Origin of the sequence: Halobacillus sp. Marseille-Q1614 (genome assembly GCF_902809865.1) — a bacterium.
GTDB lineage: Bacteria > Bacillota > Bacilli > Bacillales > Halobacillaceae > Halobacillus_A.
Window position 1 is genome coordinate 1,617,477 of the sequence record NZ_CADDWH010000001.1, and the last position, 12,702, is coordinate 1,630,178.

Genomic DNA, 12,702 nt, shown 5'->3' on the forward strand with positions numbered 1-12,702 from the left:
AAATCCTCCTCATCATTTTACAGCCACAGTGTCCTTAACTATTTTCTTAACGTCCATACAGCGGCTTGGTGTTGGGAAAAGTTTGCCTTTATTTAAAAGATCATCCGGGTTAAAAACGTCTCTTACCTGTGTCTGGGCATCGAGCTCTTCATCAGTGAAAATGAAGCGCATTTCTTCTTTTTTCTCGATACCAACTCCATGCTCTCCTGTAATTGAGCCGCCCACATCTGCGCAGGCTTTTAAACAAGCGGTACCGGCTTCCAGCGCTTTTTCCGTCTCTCCGGGTATCCGGGAATCAAATAAAATCAGCGGGTGGAGGTTTCCGTCACCTGCGTGAAAAATATTCGCGATTCTTAAACCAGATTCTTTACTGATCACGGAAATTTGTTCAAGTACTTCAGGCAGACGACTCCTCGGAATCACACCGTCCTGTACGAGATAATCAGGCGATATTGCCCCCATAGCCCCAAATCCGGTTTTACGGTTGGCCCACCACTTGCCTCTTTCTTCCTCGCTCTGAGCAACTTTGACTTCTCTTACATTCCTGGCTTTGCAGACAGTCAGGATCTGCTCAATTTGTTCATCAATGCCGGCCATAATGCCGTCGACTTCAATCAACAGCAGCGCTTCAATATCTCTTGGGTGCCCGACTGGAAAAGCTCCGGCTTCAACCCCCTCAATCGCTGTTTTATCCATCATTTCAAGTGCTGCAGGGACAATGCCGGCAGATATGATGCCTGAAACCGCCTGGCTCCCTTCTTCCACATTGTCAAAATAGGCGAGCACCGTCTGTTTGCCTTCTGGGTTTTTTAAAATTCTTACGGTGATTTTTGTGACGATTCCAAGTGTTCCTTCAGAACCGGTCAATAGCCCCATCAAATCATACCCAGGGGCATCCGGCACTCCGCCTTCACTAATTTCGATTATTTCTCCGTTTGGCAGAACAACTTCAAGGCCAAGAATGTGGTTGGTCGTCACTCCGTATTTCAGACAGTGGGCACCTCCTGCATTCTCCGCAACATTGCCCCCAATCGTACACACATACTGGCTGGAAGGGTCAGGTGCATAATAGTAACCCTTGTCCGCAATCGAATTTGTCAGTTTTAGATTTACGAAACCTGGCTGAACAACGGCCTGCCGGTTTTCAAAGTCAACACTGAGCAGATTCCTCATCTTGCTTAAGCTGATAATTACTTCTTCATTTAGCGGAATGGCACCACCGCTTAAGCCTGTGCCGGCTCCGCGTGCAAGGAAGGGAATATGATGATTGGCACAATACCTGACAATGTCCGCCACTTCGTCTGTATTTTTTGGAAAAACAACGGCTCTTGGCAATGCTTTATGGACCGTGAACCCATCTGAATCATAGGAAACGAGATCTTCTTTCTCAAAAAGAATCTCTTTATCTCCTACAATTTCAGCCAGACGCTTAATATGAACATCTTTATATATCTGCTTCTTCTTTTTGCCAAACAAGTGCGATCACCCTTTATGAGTAGTTAATTCCTTCTGCTTATCCCGCTCGACCTGCTGATCTTTCTGATACGCCCAGTCAAGAAGCTGGACGGTGTGCACGACTTCGCTTCGTCTGCCAAATTTCTGGACACCCATCGCCATTTGGAGCATACATCCCGGGTTGCCCATCGAAATCATTTCCACTTCCTCAGGGACGTTCTCCATTTTCCTATCTAAAACCGCATCGGCCATTTCCGGATTCGTAATGTTATAGACTCCCGCACTTCCGCAGCAAGTATCTGCATTCATCATCTCCTGGTACTCAACACCCGGTATGTCCTGTAGCAGCTGGCGAGGTTCGTGGCGGACGCCCTGCCCATGGACCAGGTGGCAGGCATCATGATAGGTTATTTTTTTATTAATAGCACTTTTCGGCTTTTCATAGCCTGTGTCATACAAATATTTAGAAATGTCTTCTACTTTTTCAGAGAACCTTTCCGCTCTTTCTTTCCACTCTGGGTCGTCCTTGAACAATTCCGGATATTCCTTTAAGGCACAGCCGCAACCTGCCGCATTTACGATCACTTTGCCTGAGTCTTCAAAAGCTTCGATGTTCTGCTTAGCGAGCTTTCTACCCGTGTCCCTATCCCCGGCGTGAACATGCAGTGCGCCGCAGCAGGTCTGATTCTTAGGAACCTCTACATCATTGTCGTTGTGTGTCAGAACATTGATCGTCGACTCATTTATATCACTGAACATAATGTCCATAATACAGCCAGTCAGCATGGAAACTTTTGCTTTTGGAGCCCCTTTGGCCGGTATGAGATTGACATTTTTATATTTTTTTTGAACGGACTGTTTCACTTCGGGCATGATGGCTTCCATATTTGCTAAATGAGAAGGCATGACGCGAAGCGCACCTGTTTTGCGTACTACTGATTGAAGTCCGCTCTTTTGATAGATTTTTAATAGATTACTGACTGTATTCATTCGTTTTGGGTGAGGGAATAAATCTTTTAAGAAAAAGCTGCTCACCGATGCCTTCCATCCTTTTAAAGGAACAGCCTGGCGGACCTGTCCGCGAGCTTCTTCAATAAGGCCGCCTACATCCACATTAGCCGGGCATGCAGTTGTACAGGCTCTGCAGTCAAGGCATTGAAACACAGGGTCTGCGAACTGTTCATTTACGCTGATTTTCCCTTCAGCAACTGATTTAATTAGGTGGACACGGCCTCGCGGTGAATGTTGTTCCTGCCCCGTCTCTAAATAAGTGGGACAGGCTTCCAGACACATCCCGCAATGGACGCAGTCTGCCCACTTGTGGGGATCGGGATGATCTTTCAAAAGATAATTGGTTAAATTATTGGACGAACATGGCGGATCTGTTTTTTCTAGCACACTTGTGCCGCTGTGTTCCATCTAAATACCTCCTACGAATCTTTGATGATTCAGCGTGTTGTTTGAATCTACCTTTTTCTTAATATCTTTTAATAGAAAGAAATAAGCAGGCTGCGGCCCCCATACATCGACTTCTTTTCTCCATTCATAAGGCAGGTGCTTTGCAACGGCGTATCCCTTCCTCATCTCTGCCTGATCGCGAAGCTTACCAATAGCAGAAATGATCTCGCTTTTTTTGCCGGTTAGGATGGCGTAAGTAATGCCATGGCCCATCCCCCCGTGGATTTCAATGTTTATCGGGCTGTTTGCCTGAAGGGCTTCAGCTTCACGTATGATTTCAAATACATCCATGTTTTTTGTACTGATTTTTAAGACGGCCTGAGTCTCTTCTGTCTCTGGATGAGCCAGGCTGTTTGGGGAAGCCTTAGAAAAGCGGCGCCAGAACAATTCGGCTTCACTTTCGTTTAAAATTTGGGCCGTCGTTCCTTCCGGCTTGTTGGATTCTATCCATTTCGCCTGATGACGGACGGAGTTTTCGACGTCCTCTAATCCGATCAGCAGGTGATAGTTCTCTTTATTTAGCAATCGCTTTGAAAGGGAGGGGTTTAAAAGTTCAAGTGTGACAGGTTCCATTAAGGAATCTTGTATTTTCACCGCAAACGTCTGTACATCCTTTAAATTCTCATTTGGTACGGAAATCTTTACGAGACTCTCGCACTTCGGTATAGGGCGCAGCTTCATCGTAATTTCCGTAATAACCCCTAACGTTCCCATCGAGCCGATAAATAACTTATTCATGTCATAACCGGCGACATTTTTTACAACCTTTCCACCTGTGCGGATGATCGTACCATCGGGATAAGCTACTCTTAGTCCGATGACAAGGTCTCTCGCTGATCCGTATTTCATACGTTTTGGACCGCTTTCATTAGATGCAATAATACCGCCGATTGTAGCCTGCTCCGGCCAGCTTGGGTCGAGCGATACCATCTGGCTGAATTCTTTCAGGAATTCCTGGAGCTCTTTGACCGTAGTTCCCGGCCTTACAGTGACGGTCATATCTCCCGGTGTATGTTCGACAATCCCTTTATAATCAGCAAGCGAAAGAACGATATCATAATCGTTTCTTAAACCTCCATATCCTCGCTTTGTCCCGCCGGAAAGGATGGTTACTTTTTTCCCTTCCTGATTAGCATGCTGAAGAAGCTCGGAAATTTCAGATTCGCTCACAGGGGAATGTACGGCAGCTCCATTATTTCCGTACATATCGTTAGAAATCGCTGATTCTAACTGTGAAGATTTCAAGACATTCTTTGTTTCCATCGATTTTACACCCTCTTTTGATTTGGATCTGTTAACTCTTTCATCGAATTTAGCTGTTGATCGTTCAGGGAGCCCCTCCCTTTCCTCGGCCCCGCACGATGTGGGGGCGTTCAATGGGGCACAAGACGTGCCGAATTTAATCGAACTTCCTCTTTTAATAAAGCCTCTTCGCTCGTCCTGCCATTTTTTTTGAGTGGGAATTTGATTTCCACTACTCCATAGCTTTCACAGATCACTTGATTTAGCTGATACGGAAGATTTTTATAAAAGGAGCCACTAACGGATCGTTAATGGCTCTTCCTCAATTTCTTACCTTTTGGCATATTCCTTGGACTTCATTTCTAACCGGCGGCGGTGCAGGATCGGTTCTGTATAGCCGCTTGGCTGTTCCACTCCTTTAAAGATTAAATCACGGGCAGCCTGAAACGCGATCGAGCTGTCATAATCCGCAGCCATCGGACGATAATTAGGATCGTCGGCATTTTGCTTATCCACTACTTTCGCCATACGTTCCAGCGTCTCGGACACCTGCTCTTCTGTACAAACTCCATGGTGAAGCCAGTTGGCGATATGCTGACTGGAGATTCTTAAAGTCGCTCGGTCTTCCATAAGGTCAATATTGTTTATATCAGGAACTTTAGAACAGCCGATTCCATGTTCAACCCAGCGGACGACATATCCTAAAATTCCTTGAGCATTATTATCTAATTCCTCCTGAATTTCTTCCTGTGACCAATTTGGGTTTTCAGCTACAGGAATTTCTAAAATCTCTTTTCTAAAATCATCATTTGAAGTCCACTGTCTTTGAACATCAGCGACATTGATTTTATGATAATGAAGCGCGTGCAGGGTAGCGGCTGTCGGTGAAGGCACCCATGCTGTGTTGGCCCCTGCTTTAAGTTGTCCGTCCTTTTGTTCAAGCATAGCGGCCATCATATCAGGCATCGCCCACATTCCTTTTCCGATTTGGGCTTTGCCTCTAAAACCGCTGGTCAGACCTACGCTAACATTGGATTTTTCGTAAGCGTTGAGCCATGTGGAGTTCTTCATATCTCCTTTTCTGATCATTGGCCCGGCTTCCATCGATGTATGGATTTCATCGCCCGTACGATCAAGGAAACCAGTATTGATAAACGCGATCCGGTCTTTCACCTTACTAATACACGCTTTCAAATTAAGCGTAGTCCGGCGTTCTTCATCCATTACGCCAATTTTTAAGGTATTGCGTTTGTAACCAAGCAGATCTTCTGTTCGTTTAAACAGTTCCTCCGCAAATGCGACTTCTTCTGAACCGTGCATTTTCGGCTTGACAATATATACAGAGCCTTCACGTGAATTGCGGTAGCGGCCGTTTTCTAATACATCGTGCTTGGCAAGCAGGCCGGTAATGACGGTATCTAATATCCCTTCTGGCACCTCATCGCCATTATGGTCAAGGACGGCGTTGTTAGTCATAAGGTGGCCTACGTTACGAGCGAACATGAGGGAACGGCCAGGAATTGTTAATTCTCCGCCGTCAGGTGCTGTATACGTACGGTCAGGGTTCAGGTCGCGGGTTACCTGCTTATCACCTTTTTGGAAAGAAACAGACAGGTCTCCTTTAATAAGACCGAGGTAGTTTCGATAAACAAGAACTTTATCTTCTGCATCCACCGCGGTAACGGAATCTTCAAAATCCATAATGGTTGTCAAGGCAGACTCGACCAGTACATCTTTAACTCCTGCAGAATCTGTCTTACCGATGGAGTGACTGTGGTCAATTTGAATTTCCAGGTGATTTCTATTGTTTTTCAAAAGTACGGCTTCAGGTTCTTCCGGGCTTCCGGTGTAGCCTGCAAATGTTGATCCGTTTTTAAGACCTGTAACAGAGCCGCTCTGAAGATGAGCTGTCAACTGGCCGTTTTCAACTTTATAAGCCGTAACTTCTTTATGGGACCCTTCTTTTAGAGGCACGGTCTCATCAAGAAAATCCTTTGAATAAGCGATAACTTTTTCGCCGCGGACAGGATTGTAGCTGCCTTTGATTTCAGCGCCATCCTCTTCAGAAATGGCATCGGTCCCGTACAATGCATCGTACAAACTTCCCCAGCGGGCATTGGCCGCATTAATCGCATAGCGCGCATTATTAACCGGTACGACCAGCTGCGGACCTGCCTGAAGAGAAATTTCTTCATCGACATTTTGTGTGGTAACTTCGAAGTCTTCAGCCTCCGGTTCCAAGTAATTTATATCTTTTAAAAAGGATTGATATTTTTCAGGATTAAAACTTGTGTTGTCTTTATGCCAGGAGTCAATTTGGCTTTGAATATCTTCGCGTTTTTGTAAGAGCTGTTTATTTTCCGGGGCAAGATTTTTAATGATGGCTTCTAAACCTGTCCAGAAATTCTCACTCGTTATTCCACTTTCCGGGATGGCTTCATCGTTAATAAATTCATAAAGTTCAGGAGCTACTTGTAAATTGCCTAGCTGCACGTAATCTTTCATCGCAAATTCCTCCTAAAAAATGGTTTGAACAGATAGCCGTTATTTCTTAAAAAAACGCTTCCAAAATTCCGAATTTTCTATCCATTCGTTACCATTTATCTTATAATAGAAGAGAACATATCTAAAATACATATTTGGAATTTAGATTATGCCATTTAGTTATAATACAGTAACCGCAGCACTTCCTTGTTGTAATACAGTGTTAAAAATGGTAAAAATGGAGTGATTTTTGTGGATATTCGTCACCTGGAATATTTTTCAGAAGTAGCGAAACACCTTAGCTTTACGAAAGCCGCTGCGACCTTGCATGTTTCACAGCCCTCCTTGAGTAAAGTTATAAAACAGCTAGAAGATGAATTAGGTGTCCCGTTATTCTATCGTTCCAAGCAGCTTGTATTAACAGATGCCGGCAAAGCTGTATTAGTGAATGCTAAAAGTGTATTAGATGCCTTTCATAACTTAAATTCGGAGCTGAAAGATGTCATTGATCTAAAAAAAGGAGAAATTAAAATTGGCATTCCACCTATTATTGGCGCCGCTTTTTTCTCTTCGGTAATCTCCCGCTATAAAGAAGAGCATCCAGAAGTTAAGCTTCTTTTGAATGAAGTAGGATCAAAAATGATTAAACAGGGGGTAGAAGACGGTTCATTAGACATCGGCTTAATCTGCAACCTGCCTCCTAAAAAGGAAGAAATGTTTGAAATAATCGAAGTGATCAATGATCCATTGAAACTGCTCATCCATAAAGACAATGAACTTGCTTTAAATGAACAAATTGATTTAATAGAGTTAGAAAACGAGCCTTTTATTTTATACCGTGAGGATTTTACCCTTCACGATAAAATCATTGAAGAATGCGCCCATAAAGGGTTTTATCCAAATGTCGTCTGCCACAGCTCACAGCGGGATTTCATCATTGAAATGGTAGCAGCTAAGCTTGGGGCTGCGCTGCTGCCTAGTAAAATAGCGAATGAAATTACCGACAAAAATTTGGCCGTTATTCCACTTATCCATTCAAAAGTGAGACTTGAGCTTGGGATGGTGTGGAAAAAGAATAAGTATCTTCCGTTTGCTGTGAGGGAGTTTATAGAAATGTCGAAAGAAATTCTAGTAAAAGAAGAAATCCCTTTAAAATAAGGGGAGTATTAAAGTCATTAACAGGGTGGGAATGCGGGACTCCTGCGGAAAATGGACTGGCAATACCCCGCAGTGAGGGGACTTGACGGTTCGTCCGCGAAAAAGCGTGTGAAATGACCGTGATCGTTAATAGAAGAAACCCCTAAGACTATGGCACGGGCTCATAGCTTTAGGGGTTAATTTATGCGTTTTGTGTGAGCAAGGAAGGCCTTTTATAAAATAAGAGTCCTATTACAATCGAGCTTAATATAAAGGCCGGCAGCATATAACCTCCGTTATAGACTAACGAATAGAGCCATACGGGCTGCTCAGGCGGCGCGAACTCTCCATAAAATACGATTCCTGCAATGAAATGGCCGAAAAAGCGGAACAGACTGCCGACAAAAGCACCGGTCACCATCCATGTTACCATCCGCTTCATATTTCTCGCTTTCGCTGCTTCCCACACCGGTTTTGCAAAAAGACCGGCTAGTCCGATTACACCAAAAGCAACGATATAGTCAAGAAACGCTTGCACGGCTGTTAATATATAGGCACCTGTTAATATCTGATAGAATCCAAGCAGCAGACCTGTCAGGACACCTCCCTTTAATCCCCAGCGAAAGGCCATGATAAAGACAGGAACCATCGCAAAAGAAACGGAACCTCCCTGGGCCCATAATTTAAAAGATAAAAACGGCAGAATGTCTAATAAAATGGCCAAAGCGGAAAATATTGCGATTTCTACTAAAAATAATACACCTTTATTTCTCATAAATCTATTTCCTCCCCTTTTTTGCACACAAAAAAAGCAATGCCAAAGGGAAGCTTCCTGATGGAGGAATCCCGTGCATCGCCATCAAAAAAGCCACCATCCCTACGCCAGTACTAACTGACAGGTTCGAAGGGTCTGAACATAACGTTCACTCTCAGCTCAAAAAAGGCTCCCCTTGTAGGCTTAGTATTCGTTTGCTTTTCTTGCTTATATTTCTATTATATATGAATCTACAAAACGTGACAAATCACATGTTAAGGAACTATCGTAACAGGTATCGTGGTAGACTGCAGGACGTTCTGGCTCACACTTCCAAGCAGAGCGCCTTTTACCCTGCCAACTCCACGGGTTCCCATAACGATCGCCTGAATACCTTCGTTTCTTGACTCTTCCAGAATTGCCTGATCCGGAAGGCCAATCCTTTTTCTTAAAGTATAGGTAACCCCGGAACCTTCCAGCAGCTCCTCCGCTTTTTCAAACGAACGTCTCGCTGCTTCATCCTGAAACGCCCGGATTTGGTGGTCCGCCGTAAATTTTCGGACGTTCCTCGTATTATAGTTAAACTGGACATTAAGAATTACAAGCTCAACATCCGTATTTTTTGCCATCTGAATGGCATGCTGTAAAGCTCGCAGGGACCCTGATGAACCGTCAAATGGTACTAACAATTTGGCTTTCATAATTAACCCCTCCCTTACTTCTATTATACTGGAAAAAATAAGCGGGAAGGGGTACTTTTTTACTGCGTGTTCGAGTACAGGACGAAAAACTCCAGACTCCGCTCGATAATTAAATCCTGATCTCCATCGAGCGTCGCCACGTGGTAGCTGTTTTCCAGATGGACGAGCTCTTTATGCTCTGACAATACAGTATCAAAAATCATCTCCGAATTATCCGGCGGTACCACGTGGTCTTCTTCGGAAACGAAAATGAGGATCGGACAATGGATCTCCGCCAGCTGATCATGTACTTTTCCCATAAGCTGTATGAGCTGTCCAATGGCGGCGACGGGTGTTTTTGAATAAGCAAGCTCTCTTACACCTGGCTTTTTAATGTCCGAGCCGATAGCTGCAATAAAGCGTTCGTCTGCATTTTCCGCTACATTTTCTAACGAGGGTATATCTATCGCGGGATTAATGAGAATGACACCTGCAATCTCTGTATGTGAGGCTGCGGCATAAAGGGCAAGCGTTCCTCCCATAGATAACCCGGCAACGAAGATCTTCTTACACCTTGCCGCGAGCCATTCATAAGCTTCATCTATCGAATTCATCCAGTCCAGATGCGTACTTTTCTCTAAATCCTCCGGGTCGGTGCCATGTCCTTTTAACCGCGGACAAGCTATAGTGTAACCTTCCTGCGCATAAGCATCAGCTAGAGGTTTCATACTTTGAGTCGTTCCGGTAAAGCCATGGGATACGAGGATGCCTACTTCATTGCCCTCCCGATAAATCGATTGAGCTTCATCTAAAACGGGATATTCCTTCATTTCTCCTCGCTCCCTTTCTTATGAGTACCGAGCAAATTGCTGAGCACGACTTTTTCGAGCAATCTCCATGGGAGCGTATTCTTTAAAAATACATTCAGCCGGACTCCCGGGCCGATCGGGTACCTCAGTTTTTTTAAACTTTCACTTAAAGCCAATTTCGTCATGAGATCAGCTACTTTTCTCGGGTCTTCCCGGTCTTCCCGATTTAACGCTTTCCAGATTCCTTTAACGTACTCCTCATAAGGGGACTTCGGATCATAGACGGCAGTAGGGAGATCCATTCCCGACGACCATATATTCGTTTCAAAAGAACCCGGTTCAATTAAAGCTACATCAATACCGAAGGGTTTGAGTTCAAAACGCAGACTTTCAGAGAGCCCTTCAAGCGCATGCTTGGAACTGACGTACGCCGATAAACCAGGAAAACCGATGAGACCGCTGACGCTGCTGACGTTGATAATTTTTCCGAATTTCTGCTTTCTCATCTTGGGCACCACGGCTTGAATCAGCTGGATGATACCGAAAACGTTCGTTTCAAACTGCCGGCGGTAATCTTTAATCGGTACCTGTTCTAAAAATCCTCCAATTGCAAAACCGGCATTGTTAATGAGAACATCGACGCGCTCAAGCTTTGCTACACTATTTTTAAAATCTTCAATTGAAGCTTCTTTCGTAACATCTAACCGCCACACTTCTATTTTTTCTTCGACTGACTTCTCTAAACCGGCCTGCTGAAAGACCTTCAGTTTCTTTTCATTTCTGATCGTGGCTATTACTTTCATCCCTTTTTCGGCGCATTTAATCGCGGTATGATAACCAAAACCGCTCGTTGCACCTGTAATAACTACTGTTGGCTGCATACGTTTCATCCTTTTTCTATCTGATATATAGGTACTTCCATATCTACGGCTTCTTTTCCTTTTTTTCCGTGAAGTTAATCTTCTATTTTGACGAAATCTTCGACAGTGTAATACAATATGAGGACGTATGAAAGAAAGGTGAACCAATATGCCCTTAATTGAGATAGAACAGCACCCGGTCAGTTATCAGATCGAAAGGTTAGAAGATATACAGTTTGTGAAATTATACTTAGATGATTTAAACGGAATAAAAATAAGCGCGCCCGCTTCCAAACCATGGGATGCAGTGGAAGCTTTCCTTTTAAAAAAAGCAGACTGGATTTGGGAAAAATGGACAAACATCCATCCTGATTTGTATGGAGTTAATGAAGGCGAGCGGCTGCCTTACCTCGGGAGAAAATATAAGCTTATCAGTGAAACGGGTCAAGTGCAGGAGCCTGAGTTTACTTTTTCTAAGGGGAAATTTATTTTTACATATCCAGAGCACTTCACCGAGGAGCAAATGGTTACTGAGCTTACAAAATGCAGGGATGTGTGGTATAAGAAGAAAGCCGAAGAGAAGTTCCCCTCCCTTTCTGAAAGCTCTGTTTTTATAGAAGAGGATCATTTGCGGCTTGGAGAAAAGAAGGCTGACGAAATATTGCTGAACTGGCGGCTGATTAAGCGTTCAAAAAAAGAAATCTCCCGCCATATCGAAGATTTAAAAGAAGAGAAAACCTATTAAAAAAGTGTAGAGCTAATGTGCTCTACACTTTTTTAATAATTTGTTGATCTTAAACATTGATTTAGCGGGAATCCAGTCCGTTTTTCCGCAGGAGCAATTCCCCTTCAAAATCAACAGTCTCATTTAGTGTGATTTTAAATAAATAATAATAAGCTAAGAGCCATAACAGCCATGCCGGCAACTACGCCATATATGGAAAGGTGTTCCTCCCCATATTTTCTAGAAGCAGGCAGCAGTTCATCTAATGAGATGAAAACCATAATCCCTGCAACACCGGCGAACAAAACACCAAACATGACATCGTTTAAGAACGGCATAAGGATGAGATAGGCAACAATCGCACCGACCGGTTCAGAAAGACCAGATAAAAAGGATAACTTAAAGGCCTTTTTCTTATCTCCTGTAGCAAAATAAACGGGAACCGAAACAGCAATTCCTTCTGGAATATTGTGAATGGCGATCGCAATAGCGATCGCAATCCCTAAGGAAGGATCCTGTAAGGCAGAGGTGAAGGTAGCTATTCCTTCTGGAAAGTTATGAATAGCAATCGCAAGTGCCGTAAACGTACCCATTTTCAGCAGTTGAGCGTCTTGAACCGCTGAAGCGGGTTTTGCCATTTCTTCCACCACTTTAGGCTCGTGCGGATTTCCCTGCTTAGGAATAAATTTATCGATGATCGCAATGACTAGCATACCGCCGAAAAAGCTGGCTACATTCACCCAGTTGCCCGTCCCCTGTCCTAAAGCATTTACGAGAGCATCCTGGGCTTTAAAAAATATTTCAACCATTGAGACATAAATCATGACACCGGCGGAAAACCCTAAGGCTAGAGACAAAAACCGAGTATTTGTCGTAGAAGTAAAAAAGGCGAGTATACTCCCTATCCCAGTTGCCAGACCGGCCATAAGCGTCAGCCCAAAGGCCAATAACAAATTCTCCATAACCATTCCTCTCTTTCTGTCTGATAATAGTCTAACTTAAATCTTTCCTTAGTGCAACTTTTTTTGAACTAGTTATATTTTATGCCTTAAGGTAAAAAGATGTGCCCATAAAAAAAAGACATTATTTTGAGATTTCC

Annotated in this window: 11 protein-coding genes and 1 riboswitch; of the genes, 2 read left to right on the forward strand and 9 right to left on the reverse strand. The window is 43.8% G+C overall.

Annotated elements, in window-relative coordinates:
• Positions 1-12: 12 nt before the first annotated feature.
• The 4 genes from HUS26_RS08145 to HUS26_RS08160 form a co-directional block, all read right to left on the reverse strand.
• Positions 13-1,476 (reverse strand): FAD-binding oxidoreductase, encoded by a 1,464-nt coding sequence (locus HUS26_RS08145; protein ID WP_173916681.1) that lies wholly within the window; start codon positions 1,474-1,476, stop codon positions 13-15.
• Between the two features lie 6 nt (positions 1,477-1,482).
• The gene (locus HUS26_RS08150; protein WP_173916682.1) at positions 1,483-2,874 is read right to left on the reverse strand and encodes a (Fe-S)-binding protein; all 1,392 of its coding nucleotides are present in this window, start codon (positions 2,872-2,874) and stop codon (positions 1,483-1,485) included.
• Positions 2,875-4,176, reverse strand: a complete 1,302-nt coding sequence (locus HUS26_RS08155; protein ID WP_173916683.1) for an FAD-binding oxidoreductase — start codon at positions 4,174-4,176, stop codon at positions 2,875-2,877.
• Positions 4,177-4,485: 309 nt separating this feature from the next.
• On the reverse strand, positions 4,486-6,660 hold the full coding sequence (locus HUS26_RS08160; protein ID WP_173916684.1) for a malate synthase G: 2,175 nt from the start codon (positions 6,658-6,660) through the stop codon (positions 4,486-4,488).
• Between the two features lie 231 nt (positions 6,661-6,891).
• Here HUS26_RS08160 and HUS26_RS08165 point away from each other — a divergent pair, with 231 nt between their 5' ends.
• Entirely contained in the window at positions 6,892-7,797 is a 906-nt protein-coding gene (locus tag HUS26_RS08165) for a LysR family transcriptional regulator (protein WP_173916685.1), read from the forward strand.
• Positions 7,798-7,978: 181 nt separating this feature from the next.
• Here HUS26_RS08165 and thiT read toward each other — a convergent pair whose 3' ends face one another.
• From thiT to HUS26_RS08185, 4 genes are all read right to left on the reverse strand, one after another.
• Positions 7,979-8,551 (reverse strand): energy-coupled thiamine transporter ThiT, encoded by a 573-nt coding sequence (gene thiT, locus HUS26_RS08170; RefSeq protein ID WP_173916686.1) that lies wholly within the window; start codon positions 8,549-8,551, stop codon positions 7,979-7,981.
• Between the two features lie 81 nt (positions 8,552-8,632).
• Positions 8,633-8,737: riboswitch (TPP riboswitch) on the reverse strand.
• A 68-nt stretch (positions 8,738-8,805) separates the two neighbouring features.
• Positions 8,806-9,231 (reverse strand): universal stress protein, encoded by a 426-nt coding sequence (locus HUS26_RS08175; RefSeq protein WP_173916687.1) that lies wholly within the window; start codon positions 9,229-9,231, stop codon positions 8,806-8,808.
• A 59-nt stretch (positions 9,232-9,290) separates the two neighbouring features.
• Positions 9,291-10,040, reverse strand: coding sequence for a carboxylesterase (locus tag HUS26_RS08180; protein ID WP_173916688.1), 750 nt, complete (start codon positions 10,038-10,040; stop codon positions 9,291-9,293).
• Positions 10,037-10,900 (reverse strand): SDR family oxidoreductase, encoded by an 864-nt coding sequence (locus tag HUS26_RS08185; RefSeq protein WP_173916689.1) that lies wholly within the window; start codon positions 10,898-10,900, stop codon positions 10,037-10,039. Before HUS26_RS08185 ends, HUS26_RS08180 begins: the two co-directional genes overlap by 4 nt.
• 148 nt (positions 10,901-11,048) lie before the next feature.
• Between HUS26_RS08185 and HUS26_RS08190 the strand changes: the two genes are divergently transcribed.
• A complete protein-coding gene (locus HUS26_RS08190) occupies positions 11,049-11,624 on the forward strand; it encodes a YgjP-like metallopeptidase domain-containing protein (protein ID WP_173916690.1) in 576 nt (191 codons plus the stop codon).
• A 134-nt stretch (positions 11,625-11,758) separates the two neighbouring features.
• On the opposite strand, the gene zupT is transcribed toward HUS26_RS08190, so the two are convergent.
• Positions 11,759-12,565, reverse strand: a complete 807-nt coding sequence (gene zupT, locus HUS26_RS08195) for a zinc transporter ZupT (protein ID WP_173916691.1) — start codon at positions 12,563-12,565, stop codon at positions 11,759-11,761.
• Positions 12,566-12,702: the final 137 nt, after the last annotated feature.

Excerpts from the sequence above, each read along its gene's own strand:
- HUS26_RS08155 (WP_173916683.1), bottom strand. The coding sequence starts at position 4,176 with ATGGAAACAAAGAATGTCTTGAAATCTTCACAGTTAGAATCAGCGATT.
- HUS26_RS08160 (WP_173916684.1), bottom strand. The coding sequence starts at position 6,660 with ATGAAAGATTACGTGCAGCTAGGCAATTTACAAGTAGCTCCTGAACTT.
- HUS26_RS08185 (WP_173916689.1), bottom strand. The coding sequence starts at position 10,900 with ATGCAGCCAACAGTAGTTATTACAGGTGCAACGAGCGGTTTTGGTTAT.
- HUS26_RS08150 (WP_173916682.1), bottom strand. The coding sequence starts at position 2,874 with ATGGAACACAGCGGCACAAGTGTGCTAGAAAAAACAGATCCGCCATGT.
- thiT (WP_173916686.1), bottom strand. The coding sequence starts at position 8,551 with ATGAGAAATAAAGGTGTATTATTTTTAGTAGAAATCGCAATATTTTCC.
- HUS26_RS08190 (WP_173916690.1), top strand. The coding sequence starts at position 11,049 with ATGCCCTTAATTGAGATAGAACAGCACCCGGTCAGTTATCAGATCGAA.
- HUS26_RS08175 (WP_173916687.1), bottom strand. The coding sequence starts at position 9,231 with ATGAAAGCCAAATTGTTAGTACCATTTGACGGTTCATCAGGGTCCCTG.
- HUS26_RS08180 (WP_173916688.1), bottom strand. The coding sequence starts at position 10,040 with ATGAAGGAATATCCCGTTTTAGATGAAGCTCAATCGATTTATCGGGAG.
- zupT (WP_173916691.1), bottom strand. The coding sequence starts at position 12,565 with ATGGAGAATTTGTTATTGGCCTTTGGGCTGACGCTTATGGCCGGTCTG.